Source organism: Streptomyces sp. KLMMK, assembly GCF_036961605.1.
GTDB classification, from domain to species: Bacteria; Actinomycetota; Actinomycetes; order Streptomycetales; family Streptomycetaceae; genus Streptomyces; species Streptomyces telluris.
In genome coordinates, this window is record NZ_JBAMDC010000007.1 from 43,717 (window position 1) to 60,723 (window position 17,007).

The following is a 17,007-nucleotide window of genomic DNA, read 5'->3' on the forward strand; positions in this document are numbered from 1 at the left end:
AACGTTCATGGACACCAACAGTGGAGCGTTCTTTGACCATCTCGCCGCGTATACGAGGCCGAGCAGGGATGAGGGCATCCATGTGCGGCACTTGGCTTGCACGCGGTAGGTCTCCCCTGGGCGTCCAAGGCGGCCTGGCAACGCCCATGCGCCGAGGACACCGCCATGGGGTTCATTGGATCCATATAGACCGGCGTAAGCCTCGTTGATCCATCCGCATCCTCTTGCCGCGAAAAAAGAGAAAGGAATGGATAGCCACCTGAATCATTAGGGACGAGAATCAAGTCGCTCCCGTACTCTACGGCCTCAAGCCACCAGCGATTACCATCTTCCTGGGGGCGGCCCGAGAGCGGAACCTGCTCCATTCCTTCATCCCAAAGCCGCACCGAAGTGACGACAAATTCTGCTCGATCGGTAAGGTCGTGCGGCCATGGTTGGGATGCCAACGTCTGACGCATCACCCCTTCGTCATAATGCGTGAAGTTCGCGTGCAGCGCGTAATACCCACCGGAGAGGGACTTCGCAACCTCAGTCAACGTGTACCGACTGTGTGCCAGTCCAGCCATTTCTTCGGGATCCATCGCGAGCAGCAGATTCATAGTCGCCCACCGCTTCTCCCAATCGCGTCACGCCACGATGCAGCAGCACCAGTTTCCCTGATCGCAGTACATGCGCAACCTGAGATCAACACCGACTCTGATGACTCGTCGACGCTGGCACCCTTGCGTGAAAGGCCGACAGCTCGCGCCCCGGAGACGTAGCCGCTCAGGGGCGTGACAGACCTTAGAACCCGTACAGACAGCGAGCCGCTATGACGCTTCGGTGAAAATACTGAGGACCAAAGGGACCATGACCACCCCATCCGGGCATTGTGGGCGTCATGATGGCTCGCTCGCCCGTGGCCGTAGGCACTGCGAGGGCTGATCACGGACCGTCATGCGATCGGCTGGATCGCCGGTGCCGCCTCCGGCCCTCACCCGAGGCGGGGCGGCACCACGAACGCGTCACCCGGTGGGGCTCAGGCGCCGCCGACCGTGATCTTCTGAATGGCCGCTGGGTGCGGGAAGGCGTGGGCCACGCGCATGGTCGCCTTGATCGCCACCTGGTCGCTCGTGAACTTGGCGTCCTTCGACACATCCACCCGCACGTCCCGGCGCATGACCACCTGCACACGATCACGCGGGATGGCCCACACGGTCCCGGCGTTGACCGCGCTGGTCACGTACAGGGGGACGCCCAGGATGGTGCGCCGCGTCGGCTCGGTGGCGTCGGAGCCCAGGAGTGGGACGTTACTGCCGGTGCCCTCCTTCAGCTTGCCGAGGGAGAGAGCGTCCGCCGGGTTCGCCACGAAGGCGGTGATGGTCGCGCCCTGCTCCTCTGCCTGGCTGATCGCCTGGAGGAAGGGGTCCGTGTTGGTGAAGGCCGTACCAGCGCTCACGACGCCGACCCCGGTGACGCTCGCCAGGCCCTTGGGGGCGGGTGCCGCCAGGTTCCTGAAGAAGGACTGGTCCAGGACCCGGGCGATGGAGCGGGCCAGGCCGTCGCCTACAAGCTTCTGGGCGTCGGGGTTGCTGTCCTCGGCCAGTTCCGAGGACACGATGGACAGGCCAGCGATTTTGGCGGGGGTGATGGTCAGCTCCCCGAGGGCGGCATCCGTCGGGGCGATCTCCGCCCCCTCCTCCACGAAGGACGCGCCCGCGTCCGTCGCCACGATCGGGATGTGAATGGTCGTGCTGTCGGTGGCCAGCTTGGTGGCCACCTGGAGCGCCACGCTCTCTCGCTCCACGGGCTGGACGATGAGCGGGCCGTAGTCGTCGGGGGTGATTGCGGAAGCGCCGGCGGAGGTCGTCAGGAAAGACAAGCGATCATCCTTACAGGGGAGTTAGCGGGTTCGAGCGGTGCGGAACAGGCCGTCCCAGGTGGCCGTCCGTCGCTCTTCATTCGGGGTGAGGCCGCCGCGCCCCATGCCGCGAGGGTTGGGGGCGGTGGGCATAGCGGCGTGCATGGCCTGGTTGATGGCTCCAGCCACAGCGTCCAGGCGGTCCACTGCCAGGTCTTCGGGGAGGGCCTGGACGATCTCCGCCGTGACGTAGTGGTAGCGGCTCACAAGGGCAGCCATGGCGTCCGCGCGGGCTCGCTGCTCGGCGTCAGCGGCCAACTGATCCCGCTCCGCCTCCAGCTCCCGCACACGGGCTTGCAGGGCGTCTGCGTCGGGGCCTATGGGCGCCTCTGGCGACTCGGGAGCCCCCTCCGGCCCCTTCGGCGCTTCCTGGGCGTCTGGGGCCGTCTGATCCCCGCTCGTGGCCGTGGGGGACACGTCAGACACCGCTGTGGCTCATCTCGTTCTGCGCCGAGTAGATCGGGCGCATGGCGGCCTGGGCCTCCGCCTCCGAGATGCCGCCGTTAGTGAAGGCGTTGCGGGTGATCTCGCCGAGGTCCCGAGACGCAGCGATACGCAGCGCACGGAACTCCAGGACGTGGTCCTGCGCCCCGGCCTCGTGCGCCAGGAAGAGCGCATCACCAAGAGCAGCGACAAGGCGGCGCATCAGATTGATTCGGTCAAGGATCACGGGGCCCTCCATGGGCTTCTGAATTCGGGTATGACAAAGCCCCGTGATCCGGAGACCGGAACACGAGGCTGGGTGGCCGTTTGATTCGCGCGGTGTACGCGCTCCCGGCGCCGCCGGGATGACAGACCGCCCGAAGTATGCGGTTGCCTATTTACTTAAACTGGGGACCGTGACACTCGGGCCAGGGCTGGCCGCTCCGCCAGATCCCGGCCAGTTCTCTGGGGGCAACAAAAGTGCCCTGGGGCCCTTCTTTCTTATGTACGTGTATGGAGAAGAACTAGCGCAGGGCACTTTTCTTGCCCCCTGAGACCCCACTCCCTCACGGACAGTTCGCGTGACTGACACACAACGTAAGAGAGGGTCGGTCCCCTGGCGGGCCGACCCCACCTTGTGTGAGCTGCCTCTCACTCGCCTTCTCAACGCCAAAGAGCCCGCCCTCCAGAGGAGAGCGGGCCCATCAGCCACAGCGTGTCGCTAGCTACGCGGCATCCTTCTGCGGGCTCTCAGCCCACTTGATGAGCACGCGGTCTCGCGTGTTCGCATTACGGCCCCGGCCCACGGCCTTGGTGATCCTCACCGAGTCGATGAACAAGCCCAGGAACTCACGGCGCTCCTCCAGGTCCCACCCAGCCCAGGGCGTCCCCTCCCCTATCGGGTCTCGCCTCGATGACGTCCACTCCGCCGGGATCTCGATGACGGTCCCCGCCGCCGCGTCGAGCTCCGCCAGACGAGCGGCCGTGCGCTTCTCATGGGCAGTCAAGCGCTCCACAGACTCCCGGAACATCTTCGTGCCCACTTCGCCCGCGTACAGCCCTTCCTGGCGGTCCTGGTAGAGGGTGCGGAGAGCTTCCCGCACATGCTCCAACTCCGCCCGCGTCGCCGCGCGCTCCGCCTCCCGCTGAGACGTGTCCCGCTGGTTTGCGAACCTGTGGGCCGCTTCCGCCAGCCACTCCCGGTCGTCCTCGTCAGACGGGTCCATGGCGGTGAGCCGCACCCAAACCCGGCGGGCCACCTCGTTGTCCGCATCGGTCATGCTGATCACCAGACCCCCATGGCCGGGGACGACACCACCCGCTCGGTTGCACTTGTAGTAGAGCTTTTCCGAACGCTTGTCACAGACCATGACCGAGCCGCACTCGTCGCAGAAAAGAAGACCGTGTCCTGCCAGGAGCGTGGGCACCCGGCGTCCGGACCGTATGACGGTCTTCGTTCGGCCGTCCAAGATGTCCTGGAGCTTCCACCACTCATCGGCCGGAATGATCGCCTCGTGCGACTCGATCGGCCGCCCTTCGTCATCGCGGAGAATCACGCGCTTCCCGGCCTTCCCCGGGATCACGTTGCCGTCCACGTCGGTGGTCTTCTGCTCGCGGCCCTGCCACTCCATCGCGTATCCGGCCAGACGCGGATCACGGAGGACGCGAATAACGGTGGACGAGGTCCACCCAGTCCGCTCCATCGCCTCGGAGGAGCCTCGGCCCCTCCGCGCCGCTATGCGCTTGGCCCCGGCCTCACCCAGACCAGCCGTCTTCGTCGGCACGCCGAATTCGTTCAGGCGCTTGGACACAGCGGAGGCAGTGAGCCCGTCCCCGATCCACGAGACCATGTCTCGCACCACCGGAGCCTCCACCGGGTCCGGGACCAGACGCACCACGGTTAGGTCCCCCCGGGACTCGCGCTCGGCCCGGAAGCCGAAGGGTGCAATGCCGGACACGTGGCTACCCGCCCGCCGCAGCGTGTCTTTCGTGGAGGTGATGTACGCGGACTTCAGGTCCGACTCCTGCTGCGCGAGTCCAGCGATGATCGCCAGGATGCCCACACCCACCGGAGTGGAGGTATCCAGGTAGGGCTCCTCCACCGAGACCAAGCGCACGCCGTGGCGCTCCAGCTCGTCGATGATCTTCATGGCCTCCAGCGCGCCACGCCGGGTGAGCCGGGACAGCGAGAAGACGACCACGGCGTCCACGTGACCGCCACGGACGGCGGCCATCATCTCTTCGAACCCGGGACGGTGGACGCCCGGGTCCCAGCCCGACTTCCCCACGTCCTCGAAGTGGCCAGCGTCGTCCCAGCCCTTTGAGGCGACGAGCGAGGAACAACGCTCTCGCTGCGCTATGGGGGACGCCTGGGAGTCATCCTCCCGTCTCTTGGACTGGCGGATGTAGGAGACTGCACGCACGTGGTCAAGATTAGGGCGCCACTCAGGCGCTCTGCGTGTGAGAGGTGTCATGTGCCTAGCGTGGTAAAGATCAACGTGCTGAACGTCCCCTCCGAGCAGCGAGAGGTCCTGGAGCAGCGCTTCGCGGCCCGCGCCGGCTCCGTCGAGAGCTCCGACGGCTTCGAGTGGTTCGAACTCCTCCGCCCCGTCGAGGGGACGGACACCTACCTCGTCTACACCCGCTGGCGCAGCGAGGAGGACTTCAAGGCGTGGATGGAGGGGCCGATGAAGACCGCGCACCAGGGCGGCGGCGACGGCGCCCCCAAGCAGAAGCCTGCCGCGTCCGGGTCCACCCTGTGGTCCTTCGAGGTCGTTCAGCAGACCGCGCCCAAGGCGAAGGACGCCTGACCCCAGCGGGTCGGCGACCGGTCACCGACAGGGAGTCCCGGCCGGCCGGCGCTTTGGCCGCGTCCGGGACTCACGGCTCCCAGTGGCCGGATCTTGCGTAAAGCTGGCCCTGCCGAAGCTTTCCGGCCAAGATCACTGCGCCGAGGATGGGCATCCGAATCCCTTCCATCCGGTGCCGGGCGACCAGGCGGCGGATGCCCGAACCCGCCAGGAGAGTCATGTCTTTGGAGATGCGCAACCTCTGCGAACGGTGTGAGACCACGCCCCTGCCGCAGGACGCGCCCGCCCGCATCTGTTCGCACGAGTGCACGTTCTGCGTGCCCTGCAGCGACACCATGCAGAACGTCTGCCCCAACTGCGGCGGCGAGCTCGTAGCGCGTCCCCGCCGCGTGTCGTCCCCTACCGATTGACCGCACCGGAAAGACCGGACACTCGTTGCGCAGGGCTACAGAGGGTTGTCCCGTAGCCAGGTCAGGACCTGCTCCGCATGCTCGTTCGGCGGGAAGACCGGATAGAAGGCGTGCTCGATCACGCCGTCACGGATGATCAGCGTCAGCCTCCTGTAGAGCGTCATTCCGCTGATCTCGAACGTGGGCAGGCGGAGCGTCTCCGCCAGGTCCAGCATGGGGTCGGACAGCATCTGGAACGGCAGGTCGAGGCGCTCGACCACCTCACGCTGGTAGTCGGTGTCCTGGCTGGACAGCCCGAACACACCGGCTGCTCCGGCGGCCAGCAGGTCCTGGTGGTGGTCGCGGAAGCCGCACGACTCGGGGGTGCAGCCGCGCGCGCCGGGGATCGAGTCCCAGCCTTCGGGCAGGTCGGTGCCCGGGCGGCCGGTGAGCGGGTAGACGTAGATCACCGTTCGGCCCGCGCCGAGCGCGTCGATGCGGATCGTCTCGCCGGCCGTACCCGCAAAGGCCGTGGACGGCGCCTTCATGCCGGGCAGATGGCCCGCCGCACCGTCGTCCTCGGGGACGGGCAGGTCGGCGGGCAGGCTCAAGTAGTGGTTCATCGGGTCCTCCGTCAGGTCTTCGCTCAGGCCCCGTGCTTCGTGGGCCGGGTCGGGGTGGTCGGCTTGACCGGCCTGGCCGGGTGGGTGGTTCGCGTGGACCGGGGCGACGCTGCTGTTCCGGTGAGCCGCCTCCTGGAGGTGCGAGATCAGCGCCGCCCTCCGGGTGGTGAGCGCCTCGATCCGCTCGGTGAGCTCGTCGATGGCGTCCCGGTATCCGGCCAGTGAGGCCGGGCAGTCGTCGGCGTGCCGGCGGCCGGCTTCGAGACAGTCCAGGAACGGCCGAGTGCGCTCCGCCGGGATCCCGAGGCTTCTGAGCGCCCGGATCTCCTGCGCGAGTCGTACGTCGTTCTCGCCGTAGTCCCGGTAGCCGTTGGCCAGCCGCCGGGGGATGAGCAGCCCCAGCGCTTCGTAGTAGCGCACCGCCTTGGCCGTCACCCCCGCGCGGCGGGCCAGCTCACCGATTCGCATGCCGCGTGCCCTTCATTCAGACCCCGTCCTCGCTCTCGGCCTCGCTCTCGGCCTCGCTCTCGGTCTCCGCTTCGGCCTCGACCTGGCAGAACGCTAAACCTTGCCCTCGGGGGCAAGGTCAATCCGCGCCCGGGCACCGACGGGAGACGCTGCGACCCTCGTCAGATGAGAGTGACGGCGTCCCCGGCATCCACCCGGCCGGGCGCGACGACCGTCGCCAGGGCGTCCAGCCGCGCGTCGTGCGCCTTCGCGATTGCCCGCAGGATCAGCGCGGAATGCGGGAGGTCCTGCTGGGCCTCGTTGGTCATCACGCACCGTTCGCTGGAGCGCACGAACTCCACGCAGAGGCCGTCGCCGATCCGTGCCTTGCGCCCGAACCACTCGTCCTCCACGAAGGGCGGGGTGCCCGGAGGCGTACGGACCAGGAGGTTCGGGCGGAAGCGCCGCTCGTCGACCGGGACGCCGGGAACGGCCGAGCGTACCCAGTCGAGGGTGGCGGTGGTCAGGATGCTGAGCGGGAGCTGGTCGAAGTGGGAGACCGTTTCTTCGCGGACCAGTTCGATGTCGTTCCGGCCGAGGTACCGGCGGAGGTAAGCGGTCGGCTCCGGAACGGGCGCACCCCGCGGGTCCAGCAGCTCGGGCCGTTCCTCCGGTCCGTCCGGGTAGCGGGCGCGCAGCCGGAGCAGGCCGGGCATGCGGCGAAAGCGCCGGGTGTTCTTTCCCGAGCCGAACCGGCCCTCCCCGTCGCGTACCGCGAACAGGCGGTCGCCCGCCAGGCCCCGCACGTCGACGTCCGCTCGCCGCAGCCGCTCACCGCCCGTCGATTTGATCGGATAGCGCCAAATGCGCTCGATGATCCCCACCGCAATTGTCATTCGACAGACGATACAAGAGCTTCCTGCCCGACTTCGGGCAGGAAATGGGGAGTTGGCGACTCCGGCGGTACAGTGACCATTCATGATCACCGTCTCCGCGCTGGGGTCCTTCGCACTGATCGTCGGACTCCTCACCCTCACGCCCGGCCTCGACACCGCCCTCATCCTGCGCACCGCCGCCGTGGGGCACCACAGACGCGTCTGGGGTGTGGTCCTCGGCATCCAGACGGGAACCCTCCTCTGGGGAGTGCTCAGCGCGCTCGGCATCACCGCCGTACTGACCGCTTCCCACCTCGCCTACGCGATACTCCGCTGGGCGGGAGCCGCGTATCTGGTGTGGATGGGAGGCCGGATCCTCATACCGGCCCTGCGCCGGCAGGCCGCCGGCGCCGGCTCCGACTCCCCCGACACCCTCCCCGACGCCGCGGGCGCGCCGGGCAAGCCGGACGCCGGGGACAGCTTCCGGGGCGGCTGGCGCCGGGGCACCGTGACCAACCTGCTCAACCCCAAGATGGGCGCCTTCTACGTGGCCGTCCTGCCGCAGTTCATCCCGGCCGGAGTCTCGCACCTGATGGCCGGCACGATGCTGGCCGGCGTGCACATCCTGCTCGCGACCCTCTGGTCGGGCGTGCTGATCGCATTCGCCCGGGCGCTCCGCACCAGCCTGCGGCGGCCCTCGGCGCGGCGGATCCTGGACCGGATCAGCGGCACGGTCATCGCCGGCTTCGGCGTCCGCCTCGCCCTCGGCGACTGAGCGGCATCACTCCGCCGCTCCGCCGCTCCACCGCTCCGTCTCCTGCAGAACCGCCTCGGCCCCGGCCGGCCGCTCAAGCAACGAGCAACCGGCCGGGGCCGAGGCGATGGACAGCGGAAGGGTCCGCTCAGTACGCAGGAACGGCGCAGGACCTCAGAATGCCGGAACGGGGTCCGACAGCTGCTCGCTGATGAACTGGATCGGCCCCTGGCCCATGCTCGGGACGTACGTGGCGGCGTCGTGCTTGCCGCCCGGGATCTCCTTGACCGAGGTGTGCACGGGGCCGTTCCCGTACTGCGCCACGAAGTTCTTGACCCCGTTGATGGTGATGGGGTCCTCGCGCGTGCCGTACTGGAAGGCGATGTAGACGTCCGGGCCCTTCCGGGCGATCAGGTCCTTCGCGAGCAGCTTGGGGTCGTTCTCGTCCCGCTCCTTGTCGTGGCCCTTCCACAGCGGGGAGTCGGGGAAGAAGTCCGGGCCGGAGGCGATCGCGGCCTTGAACTTGTCCGGGTGCTTCAGCACGGCCTTCATTCCGGCGAAGCCGCCGGAGGAGGAGCCCATGAACGCCCAGCCGTCGCGCGACTTGATCGTGCGGAAGTTGGCCTTCATCAGCTCCGGGACGTCCTCGGTCAGCCAGGTGCCCATCTTCGGCTGGCCCGGAATGTCACTTCCATCCCAGTACGTACCGTTGTTCTTGGGGTTGAGGACCGGCATGGCCAGGAGGAACGGCTTGCTCTTGCCCTCGGCGTGCCACTTGGTGATCGACGACTGGAGCTTGAGGTTGGTGCCCATCCAGTAGTTGTTCGGGAAACCGGGGCCGCCGGGCAGGGCGATCAGGACCGGGAAGCCGTGGTCCTTGAACTTCGGGTCCTTGTACTCCTTGGGTGCCCAGACCCACACCTTGCCCGTGAAACCGGACTTCTTGCCCTCCAGTGTGGTGACGGCGATGTGCGTGCCGTCACCGAGGGTCTCGGAATTCTTGAAGTCGGCAGCGGGTCCGGTCGGCATCAGGATCTTGGAGTCCGGCTTCTGCGCGCCGTTCGCGCCGCCGGCCTGACCGCCGCCGCTGCCACTGCCGCCGCCTGCGGCCTGCTCCTGGCCGAAGCTGACCGGGGCCCCCTTGTCGGAGAACGGGCCGATTTTGAGGTATTTGAGCACGCCGGCGGCTATCAGCCCGACGACGGCCAGGGACACCAGCACGATGGTCCATCGCTTGGCGCGACGCGCGCGGACGTACCCCTCTGCCTGATAGATCCCGCTGTTCGCTTGCGTCATCACGTCACTCCGGACATTCCTGCTGCTGCCCCGAAGGACATGACCATGTGTTTCCGCCCATGTGGAGGGGCAAAGCCTTCCACCGGTTCCGTTCGTGGCTATGACCTGCGTCGCTCTCGCGAGCGCCCGGCCTCCACGACCCACCGGAGATCGTAAATGCCTCGCCCCGCACCTCGGGCGCCCGGGTGCCAGGTGACAGCGCCCGCGGTGATGCCCGCGTGCGCGACGGCGACGATTCCGTCGAGGTGGGCCTCGTCCACGCGCAGGGGCACCGGCCAGGACCGGCACCCCGGCGCGGTGCAGGCTGCCGACCGTGGCCAGGGCCTCGGCGAACCCGGCGGGCTGCTTGCCCGGCCACGGCACCGGGTGGCCGCTCCCGGCGAGCTTCTTCGGCCTCGCCCGGCTCTGAGCCCGCGGATCAGGCCTCCTTCGGCCTGGAGGTCCGGCGCGGCGGCCGCCGGACCGCCAGGTCGTCCGTTCAGCCAGAGGTGCCGGCGCCCACCGTCGGCAGGTATCGCGGCGCCCGCCAGGCCTTCAGGCGGTGTTCCACCGCGGCCCCCAGCGACAGCAGCTTGGCGTCCTGGTGGTCACCGGCCATCAGGAGGAGGCCGACGGGGAGCTCGCCCACGAACCCTGCGGGCACCGACAGCGACGGGTACCCGGCGACGGCCGCGGGGGTGGAGGAGGGGATCACATCGTTGTCGCCGCGCCCGCAGTCGGTCGTCCAGGCGGGCGGGTTCGTCGGCGCGGCGATGGCGTCCAGCCGGTGGGCGGCCATGGTCTCGTCCAGGGAACGCCGGGAAAGGTCCTTCAGCTCGGCGCGCATGGCCCGGTACCCCGGATCGGTGGTGGGGGGCGCGGCGAGGGCCTGCTCGAAGAGCTCCTGGCCGGCGAAGCACGTCCGCTCCGCGGGGTGGGTGCGGTTGAACTCGATCAGCTCGGCGAGGTTGCGGGGCCCGTTGCGTGTGACGAGGTAGGCGTCGATGTCCCGGTGGAACTCGCTCAGCAGCGCCGGGAACTCGAGCTGGGCGAGTCGCTCCTGGTACGGGGGCGTCACCGGCACGACCTCGGCCCCCGCGCTGCGGAGTTCGTCCGCCGTACGGGTCATCAAGGCATCCACCTCCGGCCCGAGCGAGGACAGCCGCCACAGGCCGATCCGTTTGCCGCGCAGGCTGCCGGGCCGCGGGTGCCTCAGCTCGTCCGGGAGGGGAAGGCCGCCGAGAGCATCGGGCACGCCGTGGGCGCCGGGGCGCGTGGTGCCGTCGCCGCGGAGCACCGCAAGGGTGAGCGCCGCATCGATGACGTTGCGCGCCATGGGCCCCGCGGTGTCCTGCTCGGCGGAGATCGGCACCACACCGTCCCCGCTGACCAGCCCGAGGCTGGGCTTGTGGCCGACGACCCCGTTCATCCCGGCCGGGCACACGATGGAGCCGTCCGTCTCGGTGCCGATCGCCACCTGCGCCAACGACGCGGCGAGCGCGGCCGCCGAACCGGCGGACGACCCGCACGGATTCCTGTCCAGGACGTAGGGGTTGCTGGTCTGCCCGCCCACCGCCGACCAGCCCGATGTCGGCCTCGTGGCACGGAAGTTCGCCCACTCGGACAGGTTGGTCTTCCCGAGGATCACCGCCCCCGCCTCGCGCAGGCGCGTCACCAGGGCCGCGTCCGTGCGGGGCGGGCTCCCGGCCAGCGCCAGCGAACCGGCCGTCGTCGGCATATCGCGGGTGTTCACGTTGTCCTTGAGCAGGACGGGAATGCCGTCGAGCGGGCCCCGGACGCCGCCGTTCCGGCGCCTGGCGTCACTGGCGGCCGCCTGCCGCAGGGCGGTCGGGTCGGTGCGCAGCACCGCATTGATCTTGGGATCGACGGTCTCGATCCGCCGCAGGTAGGCGGCGGTCAGGGCCGCCGCAGTCAGCGATCCGTCCGCCATACGAGCCTGCAACTGCGGGATCGTCACCGTGTCGAGATCGACGCCCGGCCCCGGCGGATGGTGCGCACCGGTCGGCGACGCCGGGCCGCCGGCGCCGGATTCGGCGGCTCGCGCGCCTGGAATCGGTGCGCCTGGCAAGCCCGGTACGCCTGGCAGGCCTGTGAAAAGGGAGCCCATGGCCACGACGGCAATGAGCGTGGCGACGCTTCTCTGCCTCATGGGCCTCAGCCGACTACACGCGGACGGCCCGGCGCAAGGGTGCCGCAACGCTTACGCGTGCCACGGCCCGTCTGTGCTGAGCCGGACCGGACCGGGCCGCCCGCGGCGAGGCGGGCGGCTCCGGTACGGGTCGACGGGGCGAGGCACCCGGCCTGCGCCCGCTGGCGGACGCTAGCGGACGCGCTGCTCGTACCCCACGAGCCGGACGCAGACGGTGAGGCCGGCGATAGCCTGCTCCAACTCGGCGAGGCCGGGGTAGCTGGGTGCGATACGGATGACAGCGTCGCGCGGGTCGTCGCCGTAGGGGTGCGTGGCGCCGGCCGGGGTGAGCACGATGCCCGCCTCGGCGGCACGGCGTACGACCTCCTTGGCGCAGCCGTCCTGCACTTCGAGGGTCACGAAGTAGCCGCCCTTGGGCGAGGTCCAGGTCGCAAGGCCGGTGCCGCCGAGCTCGGCGTCCAGGATCCGCGCGACCGCCTCGAACTTGGGCTGCAGCAGGGCGCGCTGGCGCTCCATGTGGGCCTGCAGACCTTCGGCGTCCTGCAGGAACATCACGTGGCGCAGCTGGTTAACCTTGTCGGGGCCGATCGACCGCTTGGCGTTGTTGCCGAGCAGCCACTGCACGTTCGCGGGCGACGAGCCGAAGAAGGCGACGCCCGCGCCCGCCGCGGTGATCTTCGAGGTGGAGCCGAACACGAACGTCCGGTCCGGGTTCCCGGCCTCGGCGCAGGCGGCGAGCAGGTCGGCAATCCCGACGGGCTCGTCGGTGAGGTGGTGGACGGCGTAGGCGTTGTCCCAGAAGATCCGGAAGTCGGGCGCGGCGGTGGTCATCGAGGCCAGCCGTGCCACGGTCGTGCCGCTGTAGCAGACGCCGTCGGGGTTGCTGTACTTCGGTACGCACCAGATGCCCTTGACCGCCGGGTCCTCGGCGACGAGCCGCTCGACGACGTCCATGTCCGGGCCCTCGGCGGTCATCGGCACCGGGATCATGTCGATCCCGAACCGCTCGCAGAGCGCGAAGTGCCGGTCGTAGCCGGGGACCGGGCACAGGAACGCGATCCGCTCCTGCTCCACCCAGCGCGACTCGGCGCCCGGCAGCACGCTCAGCAGGGCGTGCACCAGGCAGTCGTGCATCAGCTCAAGGCTGGAGTTCCCGGCCGCGAGGAGCTGGGCGGCCGGCACCTGGAGCGCCCCGGCGAAGATCTCCCGGAGCTCGGGCAGCCCCTGGAGCCCGCCGTAGTTGCGCACGTCCGTGCCGTCGGCGGAGGTGTGGCGCCCGCCGGGCAGGCTCAGCAGGTCCTCGGAGAGGTCGAGCTGCTCGGGGGCCGGCTTGCCCCGGGTGAGGTCGAGCGACAGGCCTCGTCCCGCGAGGTCCTGGTAGTCCCGGCGGGCCTGGTCGAGGAGCCCGGTCAGGGCGTCGGGGCTCAGCTCGGTGGTCATGGTGTTTCCTCTCGCGGGTGCCGGTCGTCGACTGCCTGTCGATGAGATCGCCTGCCCGAGAATACAAACCGGCGCGGGGCGGGGCAGGGGGCGGGCACGGGGCGGGCGGCGTCGCCGTACGGCGGACCGGCGGACCGGCGGACCGGCGGACCGGCTCCTCGCCGTATGCGAGGGAGCCGGTCACGGTCCGTCCGTGTGATCAGGCGTTCCACACGCCCGTCGGTGCTGTCGCCCTCACGTACTCCTCGAAGGACCGCGGAGCGCGGCCGAGGGCCTCCTGCACACCGGTGCTGACGTAGTCGTCCTCGCCCCGGCGTATGCCGTCCAGGAAGGAGGCGATGGCTTCGGCGTCGGCGACGGGGAGGCCGGCCGCGACCTGGGCGGCGACGTAGGCGTCCGGGTTCTGGTGGCGGTGGCGCAACTCGCGTCCCACGGCGTCGCCGATGACGGCGAGGGCCTCGCCGAAGGTGAGTGCCCGGGGTCCGGACAGGTCGTAGGCCTTCTCCGCGTGGCCGTCGCCGGTGAGGGCGGCCACCGCCACATCAGCGATGTCCTCCACGTCGATGAACGGTTCGCGTCCGTCCCCGGCGGGGGTCGTGAGCGCGCCGGCGAGGACCGACGGCAGGAAGAAGTCCGGGGCGGCGAAGTCCTGCGAGAACCAGCAGGGGCGCAGCATCGTCCACTCGAGCCCCGACTCCCGGACCGCGGCCTCCGTCTCCGGTACACCGCCGTCGGCGTCGAGGCCGCGCACCGACAGCTGGACGATGCGGCGGACGCCGGCTGCCTTCGCGCGGTCCACCAGCTCGGCGCGCTCGGGCAGGCCGAGCGTTTCGGTCGGGACGAAGTACACGGACTCCGCGCCGGCCAGGGCCGCGTCCCAGGTGGACCGGTCGGTCCAGTCGAAACGGAGTGCCGACGAGCGGGAAGCGGAACGGACGGTGTGACCGAGGGCCTTGAGGCGGGGGACGACGCGGCTGCCGGTCTTGCCGGTGGCGCCGAGCACGAGAATCTGTGTCATGTCCGTCAGTCAATACGGGCTGAACGGAACGCTCCATGGTTGATACGACCGGATCCATGCGTGATCGTTCCAGCGACCTCGGTCCCTCTCGTCTCGTACCGCCTCGTATCGTTCCGCCTCGTATCGTTCCGGTGTGGATCTTCTTGACGACTATCTCTCCGGGGTCAGGGCACGCGGGGCGGTGTTCTGCAGCACGGTGAGCGTCCCGCCCTGGGGGATGCGGTTCACGGAGCCCGCGCCGCTCACGCTCAGCGCGATGCTGCGCGGTGACGCGTGGCTCGTGCCCGACGCGGGCGACCCGGTCGAGCTGCCGCGGGGCGGCATCGCCCTCGTGCAGGCGCGCACGCCCTACACGGTGGCGGACCGGCCGGACAGCAGGCCGCGCGTACTCGTCGACGGTGACGACCGCTGCACCCTCGTCGGCGACCCGGTGGATCCAACAGGAAATCCGGCAGGGGATCCGGCAGATCCGGGGCGCAATTGGCGGGTGACCGGCCGCACCGTCGGCGACGCGGCGGACAGCGGGACCGACCTCCTGGTCACCGCCGGATACAGGGTCGGGGGCGACCTGAGCCGGCCGCTGCTCGACGCCCTGCCCCCGGTCGCGATCGTGCGCCCGGATACGGGGCTGTCCGCACTCCTCGACCTGATCACCGCCGAGGTCGAGCACGACGAGCCGGGCCAGCAGGTCGTCCTGGACCGCTTCCTGGACCTGCTGCTCGTACGGGCCCTGCGCACGTGGTTCGCTCACCCGGGCGCCACCCCGCCCCCCGGCTACCGGGCCCTCGCCGACCCCGGCATCGGGCACGTCCTGCGCAGGCTGCACGAGGAGCCGGCCCGTCCCTGGACGGTCGCCTCGCTCGCGGACGAGGCGGGCATGTCCCGTACCGCGTTCGCCCGCCGCTTCTCGGCCCTCGTCGGCAGGCCTCCCCTGACCTACCTCACCGACTGGCGCATGACCCTGGCCGCCGACCGGCTGCGCACGCCCGGAGCCACGGTCACGGCAGTGGCCAAGGAGGTCGGGTACGCGGACGGCTTCGCGTTCAGCGCGGCCTTCAAACGCGTACGCGGCATCAGCCCGTCCGACCACCGCGCCGGGGGGCCGCGCCCTTAAGAGCGCGGCCCCTTGGGGGGCAGGTCCAACCCGCCCCGGTCGTACCCGCATTGCTCCCTCAGCCGTCCAGCCAGTCACCGCCCATCGAGGTGCACGCATGGCCGAGCGTGTTCCACAAGAAGTGCGGGTGCGCACACCCGAACATGTAGACGAGGAGCGCGGTGTTCTCCCGCCAGCCCGGCGCTCCGCCCAGGCTCAGGGTGTGGAACAAGTCCGCCCCCAGGGGCCCCGAGGCGTCCTGGACGTCCCGCGCGCCCTCGCCGTCCGCGAGGCAGGCGAGCACGCCCGCCACGTAGGTGCGGCGCAGGATCTCCCAGGTGGTGTCCGTGTCGCCGTGCCATTCGCCGTGCAGGGCCTCGAACGCCCCGAGTTCGGCATGGAACGTCTCCCACGCCTCGGGGTGGACGCTCCGGCAGCGGGCCGAGAGTTCCGTCGCCCGCGGGCCGAGCTGCCGGACACCGAACCGCTCGCCCACCCGCAGGGTCACGCCCGAGGTGAGCAGCCCGGTGCAGGGGTTCGGCTGGAGCCGGCAGAGCACGCAGTCCTCCGCCGCGGGCATGCGGCCGCCGGTGATCCCGTCGAACCACAGGGCGTGGCGGCCGTTCAGGGCCATCCACACGGCCGTGTTCCCGACCAGCTCGACGTTCCAGAGCACTCCGAGGGCTTCCGGCATGCACTGGTACTTGTTGAGGGCGATGACGCACGCCGCCAGGACCGCCTTGTCGTGCAGGGGCATGGAGGCGAGCCAGAAGTTGTTGATCTCACCGGTGACGGAGTCGGCCCTGACGTCCACCATGTCGTCCACGACGCGCGAGAGGACCAGGGTGGTGAGGTTCTCCTCCAGCCAGAGCTGGTCGTCAGGCGGTACGTGCCACCAGAGGCAGTCCATGGTCTGGAGCATGGTGTACGTGGTCATGTCCAGCGGCGTGGACTGCGGGAGCGAGACCGAACCCGCCCGGTGGCGGCCGATCCAGTACTCGTCCACGCAGCGCTTGTATTCGGTGAAGAGCCCGCTGACCAGTGCCCGGGCTCCGTTGATGCTGAAGTCCTCCGCCAGCCCCTCCTCGACGGACCGGGCCGTGCCGGCGATGTCCATCGTCATGCCGGCCCGCTTGTACTCGGGGAAGGTGAGGATGTCGTCCTCGTAGCGGTGCCGCATGCCGAGGCCCGTTTCGGCATCCTGCAGGGCCCGGTTCCACACCCAGCCTCCGGTCAGGACGCAGTCGAACTCCCTCCGGTAGGGCCATGTCTTCACGGCGAGCGGCAGGCCGTCGCTACGGCGCCAGGCGTAGTCGCGCAGATGACGGCGAGGCGGCTCCGGGAGGTGGGAGCAGAGGACGCACGAGCAGGGCGTGTGCTGCGTCCGGAGTCCGGCGCCTGCCGCGGAAAGCGGGCCGGGCGACGCCCGCTCGCGCCAGGCACCCTCCAGCATCCTGCCCGCCAGCCGGCACATCTCGACGTCGGTACCCAGGCAAGGGAACGTTTCTCCGATGGTGGCCAGCGCTTGTTCGAGCCCGTCGAGCCGGGCGGCCCCGGGCCCGTCCGGCTCGGGAAACTCCCGCGGCGACCCCGTCAGCGTACCTACCGCGCGGATCTCCACAGTGCCGCGCCGCGACGCGCTCGCGGCCCCGCCCAGACGTTCGACGCCTGCTTCCTCGCGCCGCCTGTACTCCCGGGTGCAGTGCTTGATGTTCGCCTTGATCGTATCGGCGAACCGGCTGCTTACCCCGCCTCGTAACATCGGTTCCATGGCCCTCCAGTCATCGGGG

General features: G+C 69.8%; 15 protein-coding genes. 4 read left to right on the forward strand and 11 right to left on the reverse strand.

The window, feature by feature from the left end; genetic code table 11:
• Positions 1 to 1,018: 1,018 nt before the first annotated feature.
• From V7793_RS02770 to V7793_RS02785, 4 genes are all read right to left on the reverse strand, one after another.
• Positions 1,019 to 1,861, reverse strand: a complete 843-nt coding sequence (locus V7793_RS02770) for a phage major capsid protein (RefSeq protein WP_335581253.1) — start codon at positions 1,859 to 1,861, stop codon at positions 1,019 to 1,021.
• A gap of 21 nt (positions 1,862 to 1,882) precedes the next feature.
• A complete protein-coding gene (locus V7793_RS02775; RefSeq protein ID WP_335581254.1) occupies positions 1,883 to 2,119 on the reverse strand; it encodes a hypothetical protein in 237 nt (78 codons plus the stop codon).
• A gap of 199 nt (positions 2,120 to 2,318) precedes the next feature.
• A complete protein-coding gene (locus V7793_RS02780) occupies positions 2,319 to 2,570 on the reverse strand; it encodes a hypothetical protein (protein WP_335581255.1) in 252 nt (83 codons plus the stop codon).
• Positions 2,571 to 3,048: 478 nt separating this feature from the next.
• Positions 3,049 to 4,746: a recombinase family protein gene (locus tag V7793_RS02785; protein WP_335581256.1), complete on the reverse strand. Its 1,698-nt coding sequence runs from the start codon at positions 4,744 to 4,746 to the stop codon at positions 3,049 to 3,051.
• A gap of 51 nt (positions 4,747 to 4,797) precedes the next feature.
• Here V7793_RS02785 and V7793_RS02790 point away from each other — a divergent pair, with 51 nt between their 5' ends.
• The gene (locus V7793_RS02790; RefSeq protein WP_335581257.1) at positions 4,798 to 5,133 is read left to right on the forward strand and encodes an antibiotic biosynthesis monooxygenase family protein; all 336 of its coding nucleotides are present in this window, start codon (positions 4,798 to 4,800) and stop codon (positions 5,131 to 5,133) included.
• Positions 5,134 to 5,351: 218 nt separating this feature from the next.
• On the forward strand, positions 5,352 to 5,543 hold the full coding sequence (locus V7793_RS02795) for a DUF1272 domain-containing protein (protein WP_335581258.1): 192 nt from the start codon (positions 5,352 to 5,354) through the stop codon (positions 5,541 to 5,543).
• A 35-nt stretch (positions 5,544 to 5,578) separates the two neighbouring features.
• On the opposite strand, the gene V7793_RS02800 is transcribed toward V7793_RS02795, so the two are convergent.
• Positions 5,579 to 6,613, reverse strand: coding sequence for a MerR family transcriptional regulator (locus tag V7793_RS02800; protein ID WP_335581259.1), 1,035 nt, complete (start codon positions 6,611 to 6,613; stop codon positions 5,579 to 5,581).
• 161 nt (positions 6,614 to 6,774) lie between these two features.
• Complete coding sequence (locus V7793_RS02805; RefSeq protein WP_335581260.1) at positions 6,775 to 7,488, reverse strand: MOSC domain-containing protein; 714 nt, start codon at positions 7,486 to 7,488, stop codon at positions 6,775 to 6,777.
• 82 nt (positions 7,489 to 7,570) lie between these two features.
• Here V7793_RS02805 and V7793_RS02810 point away from each other — a divergent pair, with 82 nt between their 5' ends.
• Positions 7,571 to 8,242: a LysE family translocator gene (locus tag V7793_RS02810; protein ID WP_335581261.1), complete on the forward strand. Its 672-nt coding sequence runs from the start codon at positions 7,571 to 7,573 to the stop codon at positions 8,240 to 8,242.
• Positions 8,243 to 8,395: 153 nt separating this feature from the next.
• On the opposite strand, the gene V7793_RS02815 is transcribed toward V7793_RS02810, so the two are convergent.
• The 4 genes from V7793_RS02815 to V7793_RS02830 all read right to left on the reverse strand — a co-directional run bounded on the left by V7793_RS02815 (position 8,396) and on the right by V7793_RS02830 (position 14,124).
• A complete protein-coding gene (locus V7793_RS02815; RefSeq protein ID WP_335581262.1) occupies positions 8,396 to 9,517 on the reverse strand; it encodes an alpha/beta hydrolase in 1,122 nt (373 codons plus the stop codon).
• A gap of 478 nt (positions 9,518 to 9,995) precedes the next feature.
• The gene (locus tag V7793_RS02820; protein ID WP_335581263.1) at positions 9,996 to 11,666 is read right to left on the reverse strand and encodes an amidase; all 1,671 of its coding nucleotides are present in this window, start codon (positions 11,664 to 11,666) and stop codon (positions 9,996 to 9,998) included.
• Between the two features lie 171 nt (positions 11,667 to 11,837).
• Positions 11,838 to 13,106 carry an aminotransferase class I/II-fold pyridoxal phosphate-dependent enzyme gene (locus V7793_RS02825; RefSeq protein WP_335581264.1) on the reverse strand — a complete coding sequence of 423 codons (1,269 nt, stop codon included), beginning with the start codon at positions 13,104 to 13,106 and terminating at the stop codon, positions 11,838 to 11,840.
• 199 nt (positions 13,107 to 13,305) lie between these two features.
• Positions 13,306 to 14,124, reverse strand: coding sequence for an NAD(P)H-binding protein (locus tag V7793_RS02830; protein WP_335581265.1), 819 nt, complete (start codon positions 14,122 to 14,124; stop codon positions 13,306 to 13,308).
• A gap of 133 nt (positions 14,125 to 14,257) precedes the next feature.
• Between V7793_RS02830 and V7793_RS02835 the strand changes: the two genes are divergently transcribed.
• Positions 14,258 to 15,238 carry an AraC family transcriptional regulator gene (locus V7793_RS02835; protein ID WP_335581266.1) on the forward strand — a complete coding sequence of 327 codons (981 nt, stop codon included), beginning with the start codon at positions 14,258 to 14,260 and terminating at the stop codon, positions 15,236 to 15,238.
• A gap of 58 nt (positions 15,239 to 15,296) precedes the next feature.
• Here V7793_RS02835 and V7793_RS02840 read toward each other — a convergent pair whose 3' ends face one another.
• Positions 15,297 to 16,988, reverse strand: a complete 1,692-nt coding sequence (locus V7793_RS02840; RefSeq protein WP_335581267.1) for a hypothetical protein — start codon at positions 16,986 to 16,988, stop codon at positions 15,297 to 15,299.
• Positions 16,989 to 17,007 lie beyond the last annotated feature (19 nt).

Bases quoted from the DNA above. Each gene is read 5' to 3' on its own strand.
- V7793_RS02775 (WP_335581254.1), bottom strand. From the start codon at position 2,119: ATGGCTGCCCTTGTGAGCCGCTACCACTACGTCACGGCGGAGATCGTC.
- V7793_RS02795 (WP_335581258.1), top strand. From the start codon at position 5,352: ATGTCTTTGGAGATGCGCAACCTCTGCGAACGGTGTGAGACCACGCCC.
- V7793_RS02800 (WP_335581259.1), bottom strand. From the start codon at position 6,613: ATGCGAATCGGTGAGCTGGCCCGCCGCGCGGGGGTGACGGCCAAGGCG.
- V7793_RS02805 (WP_335581260.1), bottom strand. From the start codon at position 7,488: ATGACAATTGCGGTGGGGATCATCGAGCGCATTTGGCGCTATCCGATC.
- V7793_RS02810 (WP_335581261.1), top strand. From the start codon at position 7,571: ATGATCACCGTCTCCGCGCTGGGGTCCTTCGCACTGATCGTCGGACTC.
- V7793_RS02815 (WP_335581262.1), bottom strand. From the start codon at position 9,517: ATGACGCAAGCGAACAGCGGGATCTATCAGGCAGAGGGGTACGTCCGC.
- V7793_RS02820 (WP_335581263.1), bottom strand. From the start codon at position 11,666: ATGAGGCAGAGAAGCGTCGCCACGCTCATTGCCGTCGTGGCCATGGGC.
- V7793_RS02825 (WP_335581264.1), bottom strand. From the start codon at position 13,106: ATGACCACCGAGCTGAGCCCCGACGCCCTGACCGGGCTCCTCGACCAG.
- V7793_RS02830 (WP_335581265.1), bottom strand. From the start codon at position 14,124: ATGACACAGATTCTCGTGCTCGGCGCCACCGGCAAGACCGGCAGCCGC.
- V7793_RS02840 (WP_335581267.1), bottom strand. From the start codon at position 16,988: ATGGAACCGATGTTACGAGGCGGGGTAAGCAGCCGGTTCGCCGATACG.